At 73.8% G+C, this 22,596-nt stretch carries 16 protein-coding genes; 8 read left to right on the forward strand and 8 right to left on the reverse strand.

Going from position 1 to position 22,596, the window contains the following annotated elements; genetic code table 11:
* Nucleotides 1–8: 8 nt before the first annotated feature.
* Nucleotides 9–722, reverse strand: a complete 714-nt coding sequence (locus QRT03_RS13705) for an acyltransferase (RefSeq protein WP_286053426.1) — start codon at nucleotides 720–722, stop codon at nucleotides 9–11.
* A 29-nt stretch (nucleotides 723–751) separates the two neighbouring features.
* Between QRT03_RS13705 and QRT03_RS13710 the strand changes: the two genes are divergently transcribed.
* Complete coding sequence (locus QRT03_RS13710) at nucleotides 752–1,609, forward strand: ribokinase (protein ID WP_286053427.1); 858 nt, start codon at nucleotides 752–754, stop codon at nucleotides 1,607–1,609.
* Nucleotides 1,597–2,535, forward strand: a complete 939-nt coding sequence (locus QRT03_RS13715) for a nucleoside hydrolase (protein WP_286053428.1) — start codon at nucleotides 1,597–1,599, stop codon at nucleotides 2,533–2,535. The genes QRT03_RS13710 and QRT03_RS13715 overlap by 13 nt, the downstream gene beginning before the upstream one ends.
* 3 nt (nucleotides 2,536–2,538) lie before the next feature.
* Here QRT03_RS13715 and QRT03_RS13720 read toward each other — a convergent pair whose 3' ends face one another.
* Genes QRT03_RS13720 through QRT03_RS13740 form a run of 5 tightly spaced genes read right to left on the reverse strand, consistent with a single transcriptional unit; the run spans nucleotide 2,539 to nucleotide 6,871 of the window.
* Nucleotides 2,539–3,102, reverse strand: coding sequence for a hypothetical protein (locus QRT03_RS13720; RefSeq protein WP_286053429.1), 564 nt, complete (start codon nucleotides 3,100–3,102; stop codon nucleotides 2,539–2,541).
* Between the two features lie 10 nt (nucleotides 3,103–3,112).
* Nucleotides 3,113–4,279 (reverse strand): class I SAM-dependent methyltransferase, encoded by a 1,167-nt coding sequence (locus QRT03_RS13725; RefSeq protein WP_286053430.1) that lies wholly within the window; start codon nucleotides 4,277–4,279, stop codon nucleotides 3,113–3,115.
* Between the two features lies 1 nt (nucleotide 4,280).
* Entirely contained in the window at nucleotides 4,281–5,225 is a 945-nt protein-coding gene (locus tag QRT03_RS13730; RefSeq protein ID WP_286053431.1) for a class I SAM-dependent methyltransferase, read from the reverse strand.
* Nucleotides 5,225–6,004, reverse strand: a complete 780-nt coding sequence (locus QRT03_RS13735; RefSeq protein ID WP_286053432.1) for an enoyl-CoA hydratase/isomerase family protein — start codon at nucleotides 6,002–6,004, stop codon at nucleotides 5,225–5,227. The genes QRT03_RS13730 and QRT03_RS13735 overlap by 1 nt, the downstream gene beginning before the upstream one ends.
* Nucleotides 6,005–6,037: 33 nt before the next feature.
* On the reverse strand, nucleotides 6,038–6,871 hold the full coding sequence (locus tag QRT03_RS13740; protein ID WP_425604839.1) for an ABC transporter ATP-binding protein: 834 nt from the start codon (nucleotides 6,869–6,871) through the stop codon (nucleotides 6,038–6,040).
* 65 nt (nucleotides 6,872–6,936) lie between these two features.
* Here QRT03_RS13740 and glgX point away from each other — a divergent pair, with 65 nt between their 5' ends.
* Complete coding sequence (gene glgX, locus QRT03_RS13745) at nucleotides 6,937–8,979, forward strand: glycogen debranching protein GlgX (RefSeq protein ID WP_286053434.1); 2,043 nt, start codon at nucleotides 6,937–6,939, stop codon at nucleotides 8,977–8,979.
* A 60-nt stretch (nucleotides 8,980–9,039) separates the two neighbouring features.
* On the opposite strand, the gene QRT03_RS13750 is transcribed toward glgX, so the two are convergent.
* On the reverse strand, nucleotides 9,040–9,960 hold the full coding sequence (locus QRT03_RS13750) for a type IV toxin-antitoxin system AbiEi family antitoxin domain-containing protein (RefSeq protein ID WP_286053435.1): 921 nt from the start codon (nucleotides 9,958–9,960) through the stop codon (nucleotides 9,040–9,042).
* 188 nt (nucleotides 9,961–10,148) lie between these two features.
* Complete coding sequence (glgP, locus tag QRT03_RS13755; RefSeq protein ID WP_286053436.1) at nucleotides 10,149–12,680, reverse strand: alpha-glucan family phosphorylase; 2,532 nt, start codon at nucleotides 12,678–12,680, stop codon at nucleotides 10,149–10,151.
* Between the two features lie 1,618 nt (nucleotides 12,681–14,298).
* Between glgP and QRT03_RS13760 the strand changes: the two genes are divergently transcribed.
* The 5 genes from QRT03_RS13760 to glgB all read left to right on the forward strand — a co-directional run bounded on the left by QRT03_RS13760 (nucleotide 14,299) and on the right by glgB (nucleotide 22,587).
* Nucleotides 14,299–16,368, forward strand: coding sequence for an alpha-1,4-glucan--maltose-1-phosphate maltosyltransferase (locus QRT03_RS13760; protein WP_286054362.1), 2,070 nt, complete (start codon nucleotides 14,299–14,301; stop codon nucleotides 16,366–16,368).
* A gap of 151 nt (nucleotides 16,369–16,519) precedes the next feature.
* Nucleotides 16,520–17,002 (forward strand): FxsA family protein, encoded by a 483-nt coding sequence (locus tag QRT03_RS13765; protein ID WP_286053437.1) that lies wholly within the window; start codon nucleotides 16,520–16,522, stop codon nucleotides 17,000–17,002.
* Between the two features lie 71 nt (nucleotides 17,003–17,073).
* Nucleotides 17,074–18,846, forward strand: a complete 1,773-nt coding sequence (treS, locus tag QRT03_RS13770; protein ID WP_286053438.1) for a maltose alpha-D-glucosyltransferase — start codon at nucleotides 17,074–17,076, stop codon at nucleotides 18,844–18,846.
* Entirely contained in the window at nucleotides 18,846–20,261 is a 1,416-nt protein-coding gene (locus QRT03_RS13775; RefSeq protein ID WP_286053439.1) for a maltokinase N-terminal cap-like domain-containing protein, read from the forward strand. The genes treS and QRT03_RS13775 overlap by 1 nt, the downstream gene beginning before the upstream one ends.
* 82 nt (nucleotides 20,262–20,343) lie before the next feature.
* Nucleotides 20,344–22,587 carry a 1,4-alpha-glucan branching protein GlgB gene (gene glgB / locus QRT03_RS13780; RefSeq protein WP_286053440.1) on the forward strand — a complete coding sequence of 748 codons (2,244 nt, stop codon included), beginning with the start codon at nucleotides 20,344–20,346 and terminating at the stop codon, nucleotides 22,585–22,587.
* Nucleotides 22,588–22,596: the final 9 nt, after the last annotated feature.

Genomic DNA, 22,596 nt, shown 5'->3' on the forward strand with positions numbered 1-22,596 from the left:
TCCTCTCGTCACTCCTGGGCCGCCTCCGCGGCGGCCCGCGCGGTCTTGCGCGCGATGTCGGCGAGGGCGGCCCGCTCGGCGGCCGCGGCTTCGTAGTCGGCGACCCGGTCGCGGACGACCCGCGCAGGCGCCCCGACGGCCACCGCGTAGTCCGGGACGATCCCCTTCACCACGGCGTGCGCGCCCAGCACGCAGCCCTTCCCGACCGTCGCCCCGCGCAGCACTGACACCTTCGTCCCGATCCACGTCTCCGGGCCGATGCGCACCGGGGACTTGACGATGCCCTGGTCCTTGATCGGGACGTGGATGTCCTCGTAGCGGTGGTCGAAGTCGGTGACGTAGATCCAGTCGGCGAGCAGGGTGGAGTCGCCGAACTCGACGTCGAGATAGCAGTTGATCGTGTTGTCGGCGCCGAACACGGCCTTGTCGCCGATGCGCAGCGACCCCTCGTGGCACCGGACCTTCGTCCGGTCGCCGATGTGGGTGAACCGCCCGATCTCGAGCCGGCCCAGCCCCGGCCGGCACTCCAGCGCGACGTCCTTGCCGAGGAACACCATGCCGCGCAGCACGATGTGCGGCTGGCGGACGCGCACCTTCAGGATCCGCCAGTAACGGACCAGGTACCAGGGGGTCCAGGCCCGGTGGCGCACGATCCAACGCAGCGTCGCCAGGGAGACGAGGCGCGCCTGTTCCGGGTCGTCCCGGGTCGCCCAACTGCCCACCGGCCGAGGGTACTGGGGAGGATGTGGCGGTGACCTCGGTGACCGTCGTCGGCAGCGTGAACCTGGATCTCGTCGCCCGTGTGGCCCGCCTGCCCTCCCCCGGCGAGACGTTGACGGCCCACGGCGTCACGCGCCACCCCGGCGGGAAGGGCGCCAACCAGGCGCTCGCGTGCGCGCGGCTCGGCGCGACGGTGCGGCTGGTCGGAGCGGTGGGCGCCGACCCACTGGCGGACGAGGCCCTGGCGCTGCTGCGCGCCGAGGGCGTCGAGCTCTCGGCGGTGACGGCGGTCGACGCCCCGACCGGCACCGCGATGATCCAGGTCGACGACGACGGCGAGACCACGATCGTCATCGACACCGGCGCGAACGGCCTCGTGTCGTTCTCCGACAGCTGGGGCACGGACGTCGTCATGACCGTCCTCGAGGTCCCCGACGACGCCGTCGCCGCCGCGATGGCCGCGCCCGGCTTCACCGTCCTCAACGCGGCCCCGGCGAGGGAGGTCCCGGCGGAGGTGCTGAGGACCGTCGACCTGCTCTCGGTCAACGACGACGAGCACGCCATCCTCGGCCGCACCGCCGACCTCGACGCACTCCCCGCCGTCGCCGTCACCCACGGGTCGGCGGGAGCGACGCTGTACCGCCGGGGCCGTGCGACCGCCTCGGCCGAACCACCGCCGGTCGACGCCGTCGACGGCACCGCAGCAGGGGACGCCTTCACCGCCGCGCTCGCGCTGTCGTTGGCCGAGGGCGGCCCCGACGACGCCGCCCTGCGCCGGGCCTGCCTCGCGGGCGCCCTCACCACCACCCGGGCCGGTGCCCAACCCGCACTGCCCACGCTCGACGAGATCCGCGACTACATCCTGGAGAACCCTGCATGGCTCCGCTGATCATCGACACCGACCCCGGCGTCGACGACGCGTTCGCCCTCGCCGTCGCGGCCCGGGCCCCGGAGGTCGACCTGCTGGCCGTCACGACCGTGCACGGCAACGTCGGGGTCGAGCAGACCACCGAGAACGCACGCCGTCTGCTCGGCACGTTCGGGCGGCCGGACGTACCCGTCGGCCGCGGCGCGGACCGGCCGCTGGTGCACCTGCTCGACCGTCGCGCCGACGACGTCCACGGCGACGACGGGCTGGGCGGGAAGTCGCTCGACTTCGGCCCGCCGGTGGAGGAGTCGCCGCGGCGGGCCGTCGAGCTGATGATCTCGGTGCTGGAGGCCGCGACCGAGCCGGTGACGATCGCCGCCATCGGGCCGTACACGAACGTCGCGACGCTCCTGTCCGCCCGGCCCGACCTGGAGTCGAGGATCGGCCGGTTCGTGCTGATGGGCGGGTCGATCGCCTACGGCGGGAACGTCACCGCGGCCGCCGAGTTCAACGTGTGGGGCGACCCCGAGGCAGCACGACGGGTCCTGGCGGGCTCACGGGTCCCGACGACGCTCGTCCCCCTCGACCTGACGATGCGGGTCACCCTCTCCGACGCCTGGCTGGACGACCTCGCGCAGGCCTCGCCGCTCGGCGCCGCGCTGTCGTCCACCCGGGACGCCTACCTCGCGGTGTACGCGGCCCGCTTCGGCACGCCGGCGATCCCGGTGCACGACGCGGTCGCGGTCCTCGAGGCGATCGTCCCGGGAACGGTGCGGACGATGCCGATGCCGGTGGACGTCGACACCTCGTCCGGTCCCGGCCGCGGCGCGACGATCGGCGACATGCGCGGGTCGGAGGCCGTGGAGCTGGGTCGACCGGTCGACGTGGCGCTGGACGCGGACGCGACCTTCATCCGGGCGGAGCTGCGCCGGCGGCTGACCGCCTGACGGTCACTGTTCCCCGGTGCTCACGTCGTAGTAGCCGACGACGCCCGTGCAGCCGTGGCGGGCGAACTCGGCGTCCTCGTCCAGCCCGGCCGGGTCGAGCGCGGCCACGGCCCGCAGGTCCCGGTCGACGAGGGTGTCGAGGGCCCGCCACCGGGCGGTGGGCTCCTCCTCGTCACCGGCGTCGAGGGCCCGCCGCACCAGGGCCGCCTGCTCGGCCACCCCCGTCGTCGGGAACGCGCGGGCGGCCAGGTCGGCGGCCCAGAGGACGTCCTCGACGTGGTAGCCGACCCAGCGGCGGCGCCGCGCGATCGGCCCGAGGGTCGGCCACCGCTTGCGGGCGGCCTGCCGCGAGTGCCCGGTGACCGTCGCCAGGTCGGCCAGGCTCGCCCCGAGCCACGCCGCGGTCTCGGCGGCGGCGACGGTCCGGGCGGCGGCCCGCGCCCGCACCGCCGCCTCGTCCTCCAGCGCCGCGTGGACCGCCGCGAGGGCCTCGTGCCGGCGGCGCTGCTCGTTCCCGCGGTCATCCGGCTTCGGACCGGGGTCGGCGACTGACAACTCCTGGTTCACAGCACGGAGCCTAGCGCTGTGAACCTGACGTTGTCACGGCTTCGCACACGGAGGCGTGCGCGCCCCGTCCCACCCGGGCGAGCACGACGGTCGCCGCGTGCGGCCCGGCCAGCTTGAGCCTCGGCCGGAGGCGGTCCGGGTCGACGTCGAGCCCGCGCACCAGGATCTCGACCCGCCCCACCTCCCGACGGCGCAGCGTCTGCCGGAGGGCCTTCTCGCTGTAGGGCCCGTGCTCCAGCACGCGGAACGCCCTCGTTCCCGACGGCGGGTGCGGTCCGGTCAGGTAGGCCAGGTGCGGGTCGAGCTGGGCGAGGCCGTGCCGGGCGGCGTAGTGGCGCACCAGTCCGGCGCGGACGACCGCGCCGTCGGGGTCGACCAGCCACTGATCGACGTCGGTCACGGGGCAGGTGTCGTCGTCGAGATCGGTGACCTCGTAGCCGGGGCCGGCCGAGAGCAGCACCGTCGCCCGCCGGCGCGGGCCGTCGTCGGGAACCAGCCCGGCCGACCACAGCGCCGCCTCCCGCACGCGACCGTCCAGCGACACCAGCTCGACCTCCCGCGCCCACGGCACGAGGGTGAAGTCCAGGCCGGGGGCGGTCGACACGACGAGGTCCGGGCCCGGCAACGAGCCCAGCGGCGGGGTCATCTCCTCGGGGCGCCGGACGCGGCGTCCCGAGGACGTCCGCCGCGCCGGGTCGGCCACGACCACCGAGTCCCGGGTCACGGGTGCGAGAGCGTCCGCCCGCACGAGCCACGCGGCCGGCACGTTCGCGCGCGCCATCGCCAGGCGCACCGGGTCGAGATCGGAGCCCACCACGCGGTCCAGCACCCCCGACAGCGCGGCGACCTCGACGCCCACCGAGCACGTCACGTCGTGCACCACGCGGCCGTCGGCGACCGCCGCGAGCCGCCGCGCCCGGTGGTCGGCCACGGGCACGGCGGTCGCCTGCTCGAGCGCGTCGGAGGTCCAGAACCAGCCGTCCGGGAACCGGTCGAGAGCGCGTCCCCGGAGCAGTGCCGTCTCCAGCAGCGAGGCGGCGTGCTCGTCGCCGATCAGTCGCCGGGCCGTGGCGACGTCGCGGAGCGGGTCCCCGGTGGGGACGAAGGACGCCAGCGCCGCGCGCCCCGCACCCGACGTCAGGAACCCGACGTCGGGGACGGAGAACGCGAACGGCACGTCAGAGGGAGACGGGCGGCGCCGGCTTCACCCCGGTGACCAGGGCGTTGTAGAACAGCCCGCGCGGGACGACCCGCGAGAGCACGTGCTCGTCGAGCCACGAGAGCCGCTGCCAGGACCGGTAGGCGAACATCGCCCAGGGGAACCCGAGCTTCTCCGGCGGGACGGCCGCCTCGAAGGTCCGCACCGGCCAGCCGAACAGCGCCGCGGCGAACTCCTCGGTCACGCACCGCACGTCGACCGCACCGGCCGCGAGCGCGAACCGCTCCAGACGCTCCGGGGAGAACGTGTGCTGGTCGACGACCGCCTCCAGCGCCGCCGCCCGCGACGACTCGTCCAGCTCCGCCTGCGGCCGCCGCCAGCCCTGCAGCGGGCCCAGCTTCGTCAGGGTGGTCGTGGCCCACCAGGTCGCCTGACCGAGCTTGCGGGCGTACAGGTCGCCGATCGTGGTCGGCTCCCCCGCGAACACGAACCGCCCGCCCGGCCTGAGCACGCGGAGGATCTCGCGGAAGGCCCGGTCGAGGTCCGGGATGTGGTGCAGGACGGCGTGCCCGACGACGAGGTCGACGGAGTCGTCCGGCATCGGGATCGTCTCCGCGTCGGCGACCTTGCCGTCGACGTCCAGCCCGAGGCCCTGCGCGTTCCGCACGGCCACCTCGACCATGCCCGGGGACAGGTCGGTGACGGTGCCCTTCGTCGCGATCCCGCCCTGCATGAGGTTGAGCAGGAAGAAGCCGGTGCCGGAGCCGATCTCGAGGGCGTGCTCGAACGGGCCGGCATCACCCGCGACGGCCCGGAAGCGGCCCACCGCGAACGAGATGCAGCGCTCGTCGTACGAGATCGACCACTTCTCGTCGTACGTGCCCGCCTCCCAGTCGTGGTACAGGACGTTGGCAAGCTTGGGGTCGTCGAAGGCCGCGTCCACCTCGGCCTGGGTGGGCGCCATCAGCGGCCCAGGAACTGGGCCTTGCCGGGCCCGTTCTCGACGAAGCTGCGCATGCCGATGACCTGGTCCTCGGTGCCGAACAGCGCGGCGAAGACCTCGGACTCGAAGTCCAGCCCGTCGCGCAGGTCCATGCCGAGCCCGCGGTCGATCGCGTTCTTGGCCGCCGCGAGCGCGCGCGTCGGGCCGTTGGCGAACTGCTCGGCCCACGCCCGCGCCCGGGTGTAGACCTCGTCCGGCGCGACGACCTCGTCGACGATCCCCAGCTCCAGCGCCTCCGGCATCTTCACGAAGCGCCCGGAGAAGATCAGGTCCTTGGCCTTCGCGGGGCCGATCAGCCGCGCGAGACGCTGCGTCCCGCCGCCGCCCGGGATGATGCCGAGCAGGATCTCCGGCAGGCCGACGGTGGCGTTGTCGCCCGCGATCCGCCGGTCGCACGAGAGCGCGATCTCGAACCCTCCGCCGAGCGCGTAGCCGGTCAGCGCGCACACCGTGGGCTTCGGGATCTCGGAGACCGCGCCGAAGCCGTGCGAGAGCTCGCGCGAGCGGGCCGCCATCTGGGCGTAGGTGAGGTCGGCCATCTCCTTGACGTCCGCGCCGGCCGCGAGGACCTTCTCGCCGCCGTAGACGATCACGGCGCGCACGTCCTCGCGCTGGGCCGCCTCGGAGGCGACCTGCGCCAGCTCGACGTTGACCTGCCGGTTCACCGCGTTCATCGGCGGGCGGTCCAGGCGGATGGTGCCGATGCCGCCCTCGACCTCGAGGCGCACGAACTCCGTCACGTCACAGCTCCTTTGATCGAGTTCCGCCGGAGACTAGCGCCGGTAGGCGGTGAACCGACCGCGCCGGCTCAGCAGCTCCAGCGGCTGGTCGAACGCGGCCGACAGGTTCTCCGAGGTCATCACGTCGTCGAGCAGGCCCTGCGCGACGATCCCACCCTCGCGCAGCAGCATCCCGTGCGTGAAGCCGGGCGGGATCTCCTCGACGTGGTGGGTGACCATCACCATCGTCGGACCGTCCGGGTCGGCGGCCAGCGCGGTCAGCCCGGCCACCAGGTCCTCCCGGCCGCCGAGGTCGAGCCCGGACGCCGGCTCGTCGAGCAGCAGCAGCTCCGGGTCGGTCATCAGGGCCCGGGCCAGCATGGTGCGCTGCCGCTCGCCGGACGAGAGCGTGCCGAAGGTCCGGTCGGCGAGCGGCAGGGCGCCGAGCACCTCGAGCATCGCCTCCGCGCGCCCGTCGTCGACCTCCTCGTACGACTCCCGCCACGTCCCGAGCACGCCGTAGCCGGCGCTGCGGACCACGTCGCGCACCGTCTCGTCGGACGGCACCCGGCCGGACAGCGCGGCCGACGCCAGCCCGATCCGTTCCCGCAGCTCGAACACGTTCACCCGGCCCATGCGCTCGCCGAGCAGGTCCACGGTGCCCACGGTGGGGTGCATCTCCGCGGCGGCCAGGCGCAGCAGCGTGGTCTTGCCGGCGCCGTTCGGGCCGATCACCACCCAGCGCTCGTCGACCTCGACGGTCCAGTCGATCCCCGTGACCAGCGTGTTCCCGTTGCGGCGCACCGAGACCCCGCGCAGGCGCACGATCTCGTCGGCGTGCGGGCGGTCGTCGGTGGCAGGGAACGGGGCGGCGCTCACAGTGGCCATCCTCTCCGATCCGATCCGGGCGAACATGGCTGGGGACGGGTCCTGTTCGGGCACGATCGCCCCTCATGCGCGCAGGAGCAGAGCGGGGCGTCCGACTCGACGGGAGCGGCACGCTCTCCGTCGCCGTCCCCGCCACCACCACCGCCGAGGCCGTCGAGGTGTGCCTGCTGGACGGCACGTGGGAGTCCGGACGGCGGGTGGAGCTCGTTCCCGACGACGACGGCTGGTGGCGCGGGCAGGTCCCGGACGTGGCGCCCGGCACCGGCTACGGCCTGCGGGTCCACGGGCCGTGGTCCCCCGCGAAGGGCCTGCGCACCAACCCCGCGAAGCTGCTCGTGGACCCGTGGGCACGCCGCGTCGACGGCCGCTTCACCTCGCTGGCCGCCGCCCTGCCCTACGCCGACGACGACGCCTTCTCGACGTCCGCGTCGACGACCGACTCGGCCGGCTCGGTCCCCTACGCGCTGGTGCCGGAGCCCGCACCCGCCGTCGGGAAGGATCGTCCGGGCGTGCCGTGGCGGGACACGGTCGTCTACGAGACCCACGTGCGCGACCTCACGATGCGCCACCCCGAGGTGCCCGCCGACCTGCGGGGGACGTTCGCGGGGGTGGCGCACCCCGCGGTCGTCGAGCACCTCACGCGGCTCGGGGTGACGACCGTCGAGCTGCTGCCGGTGTTCGCGAACGCCCCGGAGCCGTCGCTGATGGCGCGCGGGGCGCGCAACCACTGGGGCTACTCGACGCTGGCCTACCTCGCACCGGAACCGCGCTACGCGTCCGTGCGGGGACAGGAGATCGCCGAGTTCCGGGCGATGGTCGACGCCCTCCACGCCGCGGGGCTGGAGCTGGTGCTCGACGTGGTGTTCAACCACTCGTGCGAGGGCGGGGTGGACGGGCCGTCGCTGTCGTGGCGCGGGCTGGACGCGCCGTCCTGGTACCAGCTCGGTCCCGAGGGCCGCGACATCGACTTCACCGGCTGCGGCAACACCTTCGACGCCGGCTCGCCGCTGGTCGAGGCCCTCGTCCTGGACTGCCTGCGGTACTGGGTGACCGAGATGGGCGTCGACGGGTTCCGGTTCGACCTGGCGTCGACGCTGGGTCGGCCCGGCGGGTCCGGGTTCTCGCGCGACGCACCGTTGCTGGCCGCGATGGCCGCGGACGACGTGCTGTCCGGCGTGAAGCTGGTCGCCGAGCCGTGGGACGCGACCGGCGAGGGCTACCAGGTCGGCGGCTTCGGGTGCCCGTGGGCGGAGTGGAACGGGCGCTACCGCGACGGGGTGCGCGACTTCTGGCGCGGCCACGGCCCGGTCTCGGAGATCGTGACGCGCCTGGCCGGCTCGTCGGACATCTACTGGCCGCGCCGTGGTCCGGCGGCCTCGGTGAACTTCGTGACGGCGCACGACGGCTTCACCCTGGCCGACCTGGTCTCCTACGACCACAAGCACAACGAGGCCAACGGCGAGGACAACCGCGACGGCACCGACGACAACCGCTCCTGGAACGGCGGGGTGGAGGGACCGACCGACGACCCGGGGGTGCGGGCGGTGCGGGAGCGCCAGGTGCGGAACCTGCTCACCACGCTGGGCCTCTCCGCGGGCACCCCGATGCTCCTCGGCGGCGACGAGCTCGGGCACACCCAGCACGGCAACAACAACGCCTACTGCCTCGACGACGAGACCTCGTGGCGGGACTGGTCCGGCCTCGGGTCGCTCGCCGACTTCACCGCCCGCGTGTTCGCGCTGCGCCGCGAGGTCTCCGAGCTTCGCCGCGGCGACTTCTTCTACGGCCACTCCGACCTGCCCGACGGCGAGGTCCCGGACATCGTGTGGCTCTCCGAGACCTCCCGCGAGCTCGGCGCCGAGGACTGGGGCCACCACCGCGAGACGCTGGTCGTGCGCGTGCGCTCGGCGTCGTCGGTGCTGCTGGTGCTGCACGCCGGGGGTGGGGACGTCGACATCGAGCTGCCGGGGTGGCTGGGCGACACCGCGTGGACGCCGGCGCTGACCTCCGGGACCCCGGACGGCACGCCGTCGTCGGTGGAGCCGCTGCCCGCGGGTGCGTCGGTGACGGTCCCGCCGCACACGTTCCTGGTGTTCCGCTCGGTGTAGGCGCGGTCCACCGTAGTGAGTGGCGCCGTGCAGCGACACGTGCGCGTGGTGCCACTGACGTCAGGGGCGAGCGCGCTCGGCCAGCGCTTCGCGGACCGTGAGCACGAACTTCTCGGGGCGTTCCTTGAGCTCGTGCCAGTTCGTGCGGATCACCACCCAGCCGGCGAGCACGAGCGCGTTCTGCCGGTCGGAGTCGTGCAGGAAGGCGCGCAGGTCGCGGTGGTAGGCCCACCCGTCGACCTCGACGAGGATCCGTCGGTCGACGAAGGCGAGGTCGAGCAGGGCGGGTCCGTGCCGTGGGAGCACGACGCGGTGATCGGCGACCCACCCCGTGATGCCGGCGCGCCGCAGGGCTCGATGGGCCATCCGTTCGGCCTCCGACCGTGCGCCTCCCGCGGCCAGGGCGAGCAGCGCGGTGCAGACGGCGGCCCCGTAACGACGCCGGCTGCGACCGTGCACCTCCTGGAGCGCGTCGAGAGTCACCAGCCCCTTCTGCAGGACCCGGTCCATGAGCTTCGCCCCGGCGATCAGCCCCAGGGCGGCCACGGCGGCGAGGACGGTGGCGGCACGCTTGGTGACGAACAGCCCGTCGACGGCCACGCGATCCCCAGCAGGCACGGCCCGTCGGACCACCGTCACCCCGGGCCGCGGACGCGGTTGGTTCCGCTGGGCGACGGCGATCTCCACCTCGGTCGGAGCCACGTCCACCATGCGCCACCAGTAGGCGGCGGACCGGCCGACGAGCGTGGCGTCCGCGCCGAGGGACAGCATCGCGATCCGGATGCGTGCCCGGGGCGTCAACGGGTGGTCGGTCGTGCGCAGCACGCCGTGCGCAGGGCGCTCCCACTCGCCGCGGCGGATCTTGCCGGCGATCGCCGCCCGCGTGTAGCCCGCCTGCTTCGCCTGCTCGACGGTCGCCACGCCGTCCTGGTCGCGCATCTGCGCCCGCAGCGCAGCGGCGCCGACCTGACTGGTCCTCACACGGGAACCGACGCACACCGGCCCGCATCGGCTCCCAGTTCCTGGCCGGCGACCGATGTCAGTGGCACCGCGCGCACCTGCGGCAGCACCGTGCCACTGACTTCGCCGTGTCGGTGGGCCGCGGCGAGCAGGCGACCGGGTTGACGACGGGCCCGACCAGCGCCGGGACCCGCCGTCGGGAAGGGGACCTACGCCGGGAGGACGACCTTGCCCAGCTCGACCGGGGACGCGAGCAGCTCGTGCGCCGGCAGGACGCGGACGGTGTAGCCGAGCACGCCCGCGTGCGGGAGCGCCACCGTCGCCTCGAAGGTCTGCGTGTCCCCCGCCGAGCCGACCGTCGCCATCGGCGACACGACCGCCCCGGAGAGCTCGTCGGACTCGTCGGCCCGGCCCACGACCGCCTGCACCAGCACGTCCGAGGCGGAGAGGCCACCCAGGTCCACCGTCGCGCGGACGGTCATCGGCGCGCCCAGCACCGGGGTGTCGGCCGCGCCGGAGACGTCGACCTCCGCCACGCGCACCGACGGCCACGCGGCGTCCAGGCGGGCCCGGAACTCGGCGAGTTCCTTGGCGCCGGCGAACGCGTCGGCGGCCACGCGGCGGGCGGCACGGGCCGCGGGCGTGTACCAGTCGGTGACGTAGTCGGTGACCATCCGCGAGGCCTGCACCTTCGGCGAGAGGGTCGCGAGGGTGTGCCGCACGAGAGCGGTCCAGCGGTCCGGGACGCCGTCGGCGCCGCGGTCGTAGAACAGCGGCGCGACCTGCGTGGACATCAGGTCGTACAGCGCCGCGGCCTCGATGTCGTCGCGGCGGTCGGGGTCGTCGACGCCGTCGGCGGTCGGGATCGCCCAGCCGTTGCGGCCGTCGTAGAGCTCGTCCCACCAGCCGTCGCGCACGGACAGGTTGAGCCCGCCGTTGAGCGCCGACTTCATGCCCGAGGTCCCGCACGCCTCCAGCGGACGCAGCGGGTTGTTCAGCCACACGTCGCAGCCCCAGTAGAGGTACCGGGCCATCGACATGTCGTAGTCGGGCAGGAAGACGATCCGGTGCCGGACGGCAGGGTCGTCGGCGAACCGGACCATCTCCTGGATGAGCCGCTTGCCGGAGTCGTCGGCGGGGTGCGACTTCCCGGCGATCACGAGCTGCACCGGGCGCTCCGGGTCGAGCAGCATCGACCGCAGCCGCTCCTGGTCGCGCAGCATCAGGGTGAGCCGCTTGTAGGTCGGCACCCGGCGCGCGAAGCCGATGGTGAGGACGTTCGGGTCGAACACGCGCTCGGTCCAGCCGAGCTCGGGCTCCGAGGCGCCGCGGTCGAGCCAGGACGCGCGGACCCGCCGCCGGACCTCGGACACCAGGCGGGCCCGCAGCGTGCCGCGGACCTCCCAGAGCAGCGAGTCGGACACCCCGAACAGCTCGGGCCCCGCACCCGCGGCCGCCGCACCCGCCGTCAGGCCGACCATCTCGCGCGCGGTCCAGGTGGGGCCGTGCACGCCGTTGGTGACCGAGCCGATCGGCACCTCCGGCGCGTCGAACCCGCCCCACAGCGACGAGAACATGCCGCGGGAGACCTCGCCGTGCAGCTGCGAGACGCCGTTCGAGCGCTGGGCCAGGCGCAGCCCCATGTGCGCCATGTTGAACATGTCCGGGTCGGGCTCGCGGCCGAGCGCGAGCACCCGGTCGGTGGGGATGCCGGGCACCAGGTCGGCGGAGAAGTAGTGCTCGACGAGGCCGATCGGGAACCGGTCGATGCCCGCGGGCACCGGCGTGTGCGTGGTGAACACGGTGCCGGCGCGGACGGCCGCGAGGGCCTGGTCGACGTCGAGACCCGCCGTCGTGACCAGCTCGCGCATGCGCTCCAGGCCGAGGAAGCCCGCGTGGCCCTCGTTGGTGTGGAAGACCTCCGGCGCCGCGTGCCCGGTGACCCCGCAGTAGGCGCGGACCGCGCGCACCCCGCCGATCCCGACGAGGATCTCCTGCCGGATGCGGTGCTCGGAGTCGCCGCCGTAGAGCCGGTCGGTGATGTGGCGCAGGTCGGCGTCGTTGTCCTCGATGTCGGCGTCGAGCAGCAGCAGCGGCACGCGCCCGACCGACGCGACCCAGATGCGCGCCCGCAGCACCCGGCCCTCGGGCAGGGCGACGTGCACCAGCAGCGGCGCACCGTCGGAGCCGGTGAGCAGGTGCAGCGGCAGGCCCTGCGGGTCGAGCGACGGGTACTGCTCCTGCTGCCAGCCGTCGAGCGAGAGCGACTGCCGGAAGTAGCCGGAGCGGTAGAGCAGGCCCACCGCGATCAGCGGCACGCCGAGGTCCGAGGCCGCCTTGAGGTGGTCCCCGGCGAGGATGCCGAGGCCGCCGGAGTAGTTCGGCAGCACCTCGGAGACGCCGAACTCCATCGAGAAGTAGCCGATGCCGGCGGGCAGGTCCTGACGGCCCTGGTACCAGCGCGGCTCGCTCAGGTAGGTCCGCAGGTCCTCGGAGACCTCGCGGACCCGCTCGACGAAGCGGTCGTCCGCGGCGAGCTCGGCCAGCCGGGCCGGGCCCACCTCGCCGAGCAGACGCACGGGGTCGCCGCCGGTCGAGCGCCAGGCCGCCTCGTCGACCGCCGCGAACAGGTCCTGCGTCGGACCGTGCCAGGTCCAGCGCAGGTTCGTCGCGAGGTCCTGGAGGGGCGCGAGCGCGGCCGGCAACTGGGCGCGGACGGAGAAACGACGCAGTGCTCTCACGGGGTGGAGCCTAGGCAAGACCTCCGGACGCGCCGTCATCGCCCGTCGCGGCTGGATCGATTCGCTGGCTACGCTGCGTCGCGTGAGCGTGCTGGGGAGATGGTGGCCGTCCGGACGACGGTCCGAGGGTGCTGACGACGAGGCCGGGACCGGCAGGCTCGACCTGCCCACCGAGGCGCAGGAGGACGCGGCGCCACCCCGCCGCAGCGAGCCCTGGAGCGGGCGGTTCCGGGCGATCGTCACCGGTCGACGTACCGGCGAGTTCCCCGTTCCCGACGCCGGGTCGGTGCCGGCCGAGGGGCCCCGCACCGGCTCCGACGGCGCGGCCGCCGCCGAGGACCTCCCGCCGCGCTACGACCCGCGCGAGCACCCGTCGCCCACCCGCCGGCCCTGGGGCTCGGCGGGCGAGGTCGAGCTCGGCCCGCCGCCGCCCCCGGACGCCCCGGTCGACCCCGGCACGCCGTCCGGCCCGATCCCGGCGCCCGGCCGGTCGGCCACCGTCGACCGGCTCCGACGGGGTCACGACGGCGGGTCCCTCGAGGCCTCGATCGCCGGCGGTCCGACCGTCCCCTCCACGCCGGTGCCGGCGACCGCGCACCCCGGGTCCCCCGCCGCGCCCGCGTGGTCGCGCTCCACCCGCACCGGCGGCTTCCGGGCCGTCGTCCCGCCGTGGCGCCATCCGGTGGTCCCGCAGGCCGGGCCCGACGCCGACGAGGCGCCCACCGCGCTCACCCGGCGTCCCACCGAGCCGAGCGCATCGAAACCGGACGGTTCGGGTAGGGCGACGGACATGAGTTCGTCGCCCGCCGATCGGCCGACCACCGAGCACGGGGCGCCTCCCTTCGGCGTCCCCGGTCGCCACGCGCGCACCGACGCCCCGTCGGCCTCTCCCGCCGTGGGCCCGTCCGACGACCCGCTGACCTCGCCGACCGTGCCCGCCCCCCTCGACGACGAGCCGGTCACCTCCCCGGCCGCCGACGGCACCGGGCTCGACCTCGGCCGCCGCGACGCCGCCGACGAGCCCCTCGACGACCAACCCGTCACCTCCCCCGCCGCCGACGGGTCCGGACTCGACCTCGGCCGCCGCGACGCCGCCGACGAGCCCCTCGACGACCAACCCGTCACCACTCCCGCGGCCGACGGGTCCGGGCTCGCCCTGGGCGCCGTCGCCTCCGGCGCCGCCCTGGGTGGCGCTGCCGCCTCCGGCGCTCCGGCGTCCGGCGCTGCTGCCTCCGCGGACGAGCCGGTGGCCGACGCCGAGTGGGCCCCGGTGGATCAGGGCGGGCCCGCCGAGAGTCACACCACGCAGGTCCCGGAGCCCGCCGAGCTGCCGGACGTCGCACTCGGCGAGGCCGACACCTCCGACACCTCCGACACCTCCGACACCTCCGAGGCGGCCGACCCCATCGAGGACACCCCCGCCGCCGAGGAGCCCGAGGTCGTCACGCCCACCGCGGCCGAGACCGACCCGGAGCCCACCCCCGACGAGGCGCCCGCCGCGACCGTCGGCCCGGCGCTCGCGCAGGCCGACCCCGTCCCCGCGCCGGCGCCCACGCGGACCCCCACCACCGGCGACCTCGCCGCCGAACGCGCCCGCCTCGCGCAGGGCCGGCTCGGCATCGACGAGGTGACCCCCGAGGTGTCGGGCGGGCGGTTCCCGTCGAAGGCCGTCGTCGGCGAGGTCGTCCCGGTGACCGCCTCGGTCTGGCGCGAAGGTCACGACGCGATCGCCGCGACGCTGGTCTGGCAGCGCTGCGCCGACGTCGACCACGCGGACGCCGAGGCGGTGGCGACCGCGCCCGTCGTCGGGCACGAGCGCACTGCGCGCATGGCGAGCCTGGGCAAGGACACCGACCGCGCCGCCGGCAGCCTGGTCGCCGACGCGGAGGGCCTGTGGCGCTTCCGGGTCGACGCGTGGAGCGACCCGTGGGCCACCTGGCGGCACGCCGTCGAGGTGAAGGTCGCGGCCGGTCAGGGCCCGGGCGAGCTCGCCAACGACCTGGAGTCCGGCGCCCGCGTGCTCGACCGCGCCGCCGCGCAGATCGAGGACCGCACCGCCGTCGACGAGGTCGGTCACCAGCCGGCGTCCGAGGCCACCACGCCGCTGGAGATGCCGCCGTCGGTCACGTTCGCCGCGGAGCTGCGCGAGGCCGCCGCGTCCCTGCGCGACACGGAGCGCCCGCTGGTGGAGCGCCTGGCGAAGGCCCTCTCCGAGCCGGTGCAGCGGACGATGACCGAGCGCCCGGTCCGCGAGCTGATCACCCGCGGCGCCGACCACCACGTGCTCGTCGAGCGCCCGCGGGCCCTCGACGGTGCCTGGTACGAGTTCTTCCCTCGCTCCACCGGTGGCTGGGACGACGAGGGCCGCCCGGTCCACGGCACGTTCGCCACCGCCCGCTCCGAGCTCGAGCGCGCCGCCGCCATGGGCTTCGACGTGGTCTACCTGCCGCCGATCCACCCGATCGGCACGGTCAACCGCAAGGGCCCGAACAACACGCTCACCCCCGGCCCGGACGACGTGGGGTCGCCCTGGGCGATCGGCTCCGCGGACGGCGGGCACGACGCGGTCCACCCGCAGCTGGGCACGATCGACGACTTCGACGCGTTCGTCGCGCGGGCGCACGAGCTGGGCCTCGAGGTCGCGCTCGACTTCGCCCTGCAGTGCGCGCCCGACCACCCGTGGGCCGCGACCCACCCGGAGTGGTTCACGGTGCGCCCGGACGGGACGATCGCGTACGCCGAGAACCCGCCGAAGAAGTACCAGGACATCTACCCGGTCAACTTCGACACCGACCCGGACGGCATCTACGCCGAGTCGCTGCGGGTGGTCCTCTACTGGCTCGCCCACGGCGTGCGGGTGTTCCGCGTGGACAACCCGCACACCAAGCCCGCCGACTTCTGGTCCTGGCTGATCGCCAAGGTCCACGAGGTCGACCCGGGCGTGGTCTTCCTGGCCGAGGCGTTCACCCGCCCGGCGCGGCTGTTCGGCCTGGCCAAGGCCGGGTTCAGCCAGTCCTACACGTACTTCACGTGGCGGACCGGCCGCGACGAGCTGCGCGAGTTCTTCGAGATGCACCGTGACCGCATCGACGAGGCCCGGCCGAACTGCTTCGTCAACACCCCGGACATCCTCCACGAGTCGCTGCAGACCGGCGGGCCCGGCATGTTCGCGATCCGGGCGACGCTGGCGTCGATGCTGGCGCCGTCGTGGGGGGTGTACGCGGGCTTCGAGCTGTTCGAGTGGCAGCCGGCCAAGGCGGGCAGCGAGGAGTACCTGGACTCGGAGAAGTACCAGCTCCGGCCCCGGGACTTCGACCGCGCACTCGCCGAGGGCCGCAGCCTGCAGCCGTGGATCACGCGGCTCAACGAGATCCGCCGGGCCCACCCGGCGGTGCGGCAGCTGCGGACGCTGCGCTTCCACGAGACCGACAACGACGCGCTGCTGGCCTGGTCGAAGACCGACCCGATCACCGGCGACACCGTGATCGGCGTGGTCACGCTGAACCCGTTCGGCGCCGAGCAGGGCACGCTGCGCCTGGACATGGAGGCGCTCGGTCTCGACCCGTTCGCCCGCTTCGGAGCGTTCGACGAGGTCTCGGGCCAGGTGTTCGACTGGGGCCAGACGAACTTCGTCCGCCTCGAGCCGTGGCGCGACGTCGCGCACCTGGTGTCGGTGCAGAAGCGGTAGCGGCGCGAGCCGTACGAGCGGGCCGTTCGTCACCTTCTTCCGTGACGAGCGGCCCGTTCGTCCGTTCCGGGGAGGTTCCCGACGGCGGGTCCGGGCACTTTCCGGCGGTCCCGCGCGTTGGACCGGGTGAGATCGACCCTGGAGGTCCCCCGTGCTGTTGCTCCTCGCGTTCCTGGCCTACGTCGCCGTCGAGATCTGGGTCCTGGTCCTGGTGGGCCAGGCGGTCGGGTTCCTGGGGCTGCTGGGCCTGCTGATCCTCTCCGCGGTGGTCGGCGCCTGGGCCCTGCGGCACGAGGGCCGGCGCTCGCTGACCGAGCTCGGCCGGGCCGTGCAGAACCGGCGCCCGGCCGAGGCGCAGGTGGCCGACGGGATGTACGTCGCGCTCGCCGGGGTGCTCCTGGTGATTCCGGGCATGCTCTCCACGCTCGCCGCCCTCGTGCTGCTCGTGCCGCCGGTGCGCCGCGCGCTGGCCCGCCGCGCGGCCTCCCGTGCGGTCCGGGCGGGCAGTGCCCGGATGACGCCGTCGGTCGTCGTCATCGGCGGGCCGGCACCGGCCGGCCGTCGGGAGCCGGACGACGGCGGGTCCCCGATGGTCATCGAGGGCGCCCCGGCCGACCCGGACCACGGCCGCTGAACCCGACGTCCGGCACGACCCGACCGGCCGGTGCGGCGCACCGGCGGGTCGGACCACTAGCGTGGCGCGCGATGAACGATCCGACTCCGGGCACGCCCACCAGCACCACGGTCGTCGAGCCGGGCCACGAGGTCGTGCAACCCAGCGCCGACGACTTCCGCAGCGCGCGCCAGCTCCCCGTCGAGGAGGGCTGGTACAAGCGCGCCGTCTTCTACGAGGTGCTCGTCCGGGCGTTCGCGGACTCCGACCGCGACGGGTTCGGCGACCTGCGCGGGCTCACCGACAAGCTGGACTACCTCGCGTGGCTCGGCGTCGACTGCCTCTGGCTCCCGCCGTTCTACGACTCCCCGCTGCGCGACGGCGGCTACGACATCCGCGACTACCGCAAGGTGCTCCCGGAGTTCGGGACCGTCGAGGACTTCGTGGAGTTCCTCGACCAGGCGCACGCGCGCGGCATCCGCGTGATCACCGACCTCGTCATGAACCACACCTCGGACCAGCACGTGTGGTTCCAGGAGTCCCGCCGCGACCCCGAGGGCCCGTTCGGCGACTTCTACGTCTGGTCCGACGACGGGTCGGAGTACTCCGACGCGCGGATCATCTTCGTCGACACCGAGACCTCGAACTGGACGTGGGACTCGGTACGCGGCCAGTTCTTCTGGCACCGCTTCTTCTCCCACCAGCCGGACCTGAACTTCGACAACCCGGCCGTGTGCGAGGCGATGATCGACGCGCTGCGCTTCTGGCTCGACCTCGGCATCGACGGCTTCCGCCTGGACGCCGTGCCCTACCTCTTCGAGCGCGAGGGCACCAACGGCGAGAACCTCCCCGAGACCCACCAGTTCCTCAAGCGCTGCCGCAAGGTCGTCGACGACGAGTACCCGGGCCGCATCCTGCTGGCCGAGGCCAACCAGTGGCCCGCGGACGTCGTCGAGTACTACGGCGACCCGGAGACCGGCGGCGACGAGTGCCACATGGCGTTCCACTTCCCGCTGATGCCGCGCATCTTCATGGCGGTCCGGCGCGAGTCGCGGTTCCCGATCTCGGAGATCCTGGCGCAGACCCCGGAGATCCCGCGCAACGCGCAGTGGGGCATCTTCCTGCGCAACCACGACGAGCTGACGCTCGAGATGGTCACCGACGACGAGCGCGACTACATGTACGCGGAGTACGCCAAGGACCCGCGCATGAAGGCCAACATCGGCATCCGCCGACGGCTGGCCCCGCTGCTCGACAACGACCGCAACCAGCTCGAGCTGTTCACCGCGTTGCTGCTCTCGCTGCCGGGGAGCCCGGTCATCTACTACGGCGACGAGATCGGGATGGGTGACAACATCTGGCTGGGCGACCGCGACGGCGTGCGCAGTCCGATGCAGTGGACGCCCGACCGCAACGCGGGCTTCTCCTCGTGCGACCCCGGGCGGCTCAACCTCCCGATCGTCATGGACCCGGTGTACGGCTACCAGGCGGTCAACGTGGAGGCACAGTCGAACTCCAGCGCGAGCCTGCTGCACTGGAACCGGCGGATGATGGAGATCCGGCGCCAGCACCCGGCGTTCGGTCTCGGCGACTTCCACGAGCTCGGCGGCTCGAACTCGTCGGTGCTCAGCTACATCCGCCAGACCGTCGACGCCGAGGGCCACCGCGACGTGGTGCTGTGCGTGAACAACATGTCCCGATTCCCCCAACCCGTGGAGCTCGACTTGATCGCGTGGAAGGACTGGACGCTCACGGAGCTCACCGGAGGCGTTCCCTTCCCCGCCATCGGTGAGCTGTCGTACCTGTTGACGCTGCCGGGGCACGGCTTCTACTGGTTCTCGATCCAGCCCGCCCAGGAGCGCTGATGACTGCTCCGGTTCTGGACGCCCTGCTGCCCGACCTGACCGCCTGGCTGCCCGCGCAGCGCTGGTTCGCCGCGAAGGACCGCACGATCGCCGCCGTGCGCTTCGTCGGTCACCAGGAGGTCACGCCCGCCGACGCGATCCCCGCCGTCGAGCACGCCGTCATCGCCGTGTCGTTCACCGACGGCGGGTCCGAGGAGACCTTCCAGCTCCTGCTCGGCACCCGCCCGCGGATCCCGGGCGACCTCGAGCACGCCGTCATCGGGCAGGTCGGGGACCGCACGGTCTACGACGGCCTGGCCGACGGCGAGATCAGCCGCCTGCTGCTCTCGATGATCGTCTCCGACACGGCCGTGGGCTCGCTGCGGTTCGTGCCGGAGCCGGGGATCGAGGCCCCCGTCGTGGGTCCCGGCCGCCCGTTGCTCGGCGAGCAGTCGAACTCGTCGGTGATCTACGGCGAGCGCGCGATCATGAAGCTCTTCCGCCGGGCGACGCCGGGGCTCAACCCGGACCTGGAACTGCACCGCGCTCTGGGCCGCGAACGCTCCCAGGAGGTCGCGCCGCTGCTCGGGGCGATCGAGGGCGTCCTCCCGGGTGACGACGGTGCCCTGCCCATGACGGTCGCGATGCTGCAGAGCTACGCCGCGAACTCGGCCGACGGCTGGTCGATGGCCCTGACCAGCGTGCGGGACCTCCTGGCCGAGGGCGACCTGCGGCCCGACGAGGTGGGCGGCGACTTCGCGGGCGAGGCCAGCCGGCTCGGGAAGACGGTCGCGAGCGTCCACATCGAGCTCGCCCGCGGCCTCGGCACCGACCGGCTCGGTCCGGACGGCGTCGCCGCGGTGGCCGACTGGATGCGGGACCGTCTCGACCGCGCCGCGGAGGCGGTCGAGGTGGTCGCGGCGCAGCGCACCGAGATCGCCCGGGTCCTCGACGGCGTCCGCGAGGTCGAGGGTCTGTTCGTCCAGCGCGTGCACGGCGACCTGCACCTCGGGCAGACCCTGCGCACCCCGCGCGGGTGGCTCGCGATCGACTTCGAGGGCGAGCCCTCCCGCCCGCTGCACGACCGCATCCGCCCGGACTCGCCGCTGCGCGACGTGGCCGCGATGCTGCGCTCGTTCGACTACGCGGCCTTCCACCAGCTCGCCGAGTGGGAGACCGGCGCGGAGGCCCCCGCGTACCTGCAGCGGCGGGCCCAGGAGTGGGCCGACCGCAACCGGTCCGCGTTCTGCGACGGCTACGCCGAGATCGCCGGGTCGGACCCGCGCGACCAGCTCGCCGTGCTCCGCGCCTACGAGCTCGACAAGGCCGTGTACGAAGTGCTCTACGAGACCCGCAACCGCCCGAACTGGCTGGCCATCCCGCTGCGCTCGATGGCCCGTCTGGTCGGCGACACCGCGGGCTCCGAGGGCTCGTAGCCCCGATCGGTTCCCCGACCCCGTCCGCCGGGTAGGAGTACGGGACCCGCCCGCCGTCACGATCCCGGAGTTCGCACCACCGATGACCCGCCCCACCGCGCCCGGTCCGCTGCCCGTCGCCCCCGGGGAGCTCGACGTCCACCTGCTGATGGAGGGCGCCCACCGCGACCCGCACAGCGTCCTCGGCCCGCACCGGCGGCCGCAGAACCCCGGCACCGTCGTCGTCCGGACCCTGCAGCCGGGCGCCGACGAGGTCGACGTCGTGGTCACCGAGGGCCCGACGGCGGGTCGCTACCCGCTGGGCGCGGTCAACACTTCCGGGCTGTTCGCCGGCGCCGTCCCCGGTCCGCTGCCGCACTACCGGCTCGCGGTGCGCCGCGAGGAGCAGGGCGAGGTCACCGAGACCGTCGTCGACGACCCGTACCGCTTCTCGCCCGTCATCGGCTCCGTCGACCTGCACCTCATCGGGGAGGGCCGCCACGAGCGGCTCTGGGAGGCGCTGGGCGCGCACTTCCGCCGGTGGCCCACGCCGTCCGGGCCGGTCGAGGGCACGTCGTTCACGGTGTGGGCGCCGAACGCCCGCGGCGTGCGCGTCGTCGGCGACTGGGCGCCGGAGCGCGGCAGCTGGGACGGCGTCGCGACGCCGATGCGCGCGCTCGGCTCCGGGGTGTGGGAGGTCTTCCTGCCCGGGGTCGGCGTCGGCACCCGCTACGGCTTCCGCATCCTCACCCAGCAGAACACCTGGCTGGACAAGGCCGACCCGATGGCGTTCGCGGCGGACCTCCCGCCGACGCCCGCCTCGGTCGTCACCGCGTCGACGCACACCTGGTCCGACGAGGCGTGGCTGACCCGGCGTCGGGAGTCGCAGGCGCACCGGGAGCCGATGAGCGTCTACGAGCTGCACGTCGGCTCGTGGCGCCAGGGCCTGACCTACGCCGAGCTCGGTGAGCAGCTGGTCGGCTACCTGACCGAGCAGGGCTTCTCGCACGTCGAACTGCTGCCCGTGGCCGAGCACCCGTTCGGCGGGTCGTGGGGCTACCAGGTCAGCTCGTACTACGCGCCGTCGAGCCGCTTCGGGACGCCCGACGACTTCCGCGCGTTCGTCGACACGATGCACGCGGCCGGCATCGGCGTGATCGTCGACTGGGTCCCGGCCCACTTCCCGCGCGACGAGTGGGCACTGGCCCGCTTCGACGGCACGCCCTGCTACGAGCACGGCGACCCGCGCCGCGGCGAGCAGCTGGACTGGGGCACGCTCGTCTTCGACTTCGGGCGCTCCCAGGTCCGCAACTTCCTCGTCGCGAACGCCCTGTACTGGCTCGAGGAGTTCCACGTCGACGGGCTGCGCGTCGACGCCGTCGCCTCGATGCTCTACCTGGACTACTCGCGCGACGAGTGGCTGCCGAACAAGTACGGCGGGCGGGAGAACCTCGAGGCGGTGTCGTTCCTCCAGGAGGTCAACGCCACCGTCTACAAGCACCACCCCGGCGTCGTCACGATCGCCGAGGAGTCCACCGCCTGGCCCGGCGTCACCCGCCCGACCCACCTCGGCGGCCTCGGCTTCGGCATGAAGTGGAACATGGGCTGGATGCACGACACGCTCGACTACCTCATGCGTGACCCGGTGCACCGCGGCTACCACCACAACCAGATGACGTTCTCCCTGACCTACGCCTGGTCCGAGAACTACGTGCTGCCGTTCAGCCACGACGAGGTCGTGCACGGCAAGGGCTCGCTGTGGACCCGCATGCCCGACATCGGGCGTGGCGACCACGGCAAGGCGGCCGGGCTGCGCGCCCTGCTGGCGTACATGTGGGCGCACCCGGGCAAGCAGCTGCTGTTCATGGGCCAGGAATTCGGGCAGGTCCGCGAGTGGTCCGAGGAGCGCTCGCTGGACTGGGAGCTGCTCGACGACCCGCTGCACGCGGGGATCGCGCGCCTGGTCGCCGACCTGAACGCGGCGTACCGGTCGCAGCCGGCGCTGTACACGGCCGACACCGACCCGGCCGGATTCTCCTGGATCGACGCCAACGACGCCGCGGGCAACGTCTTCTCGTTCGTCCGGCACGACCCGTCCGGCGGGCCGGACCTGGTGTGCGTCGCGAACTTCAGCGGCATCGTGCACGACCGCTACCGGATCGGCATGCCGCGGTCGGGCCGGTGGCGCGAGGTCGTCAACACCGACGCCGACGTCTACGGCGGAGACGGCGCCGGCAACTTCGGATCCGTCTTCGCGGCCTCCGTGGCCCAGCACGGCCTCCCCGCCTCGGCCGAGGTGACCCTCCCGGCCTCGGGCGTGCTGTGGCTGGTGCACGACGACGCCTGAGGAATCGCC

This window comes from Actinomycetospora termitidis, assembly GCF_030286555.1.
GTDB lineage: Bacteria > Actinomycetota > Actinomycetes > Mycobacteriales > Pseudonocardiaceae > Actinomycetospora > Actinomycetospora termitidis.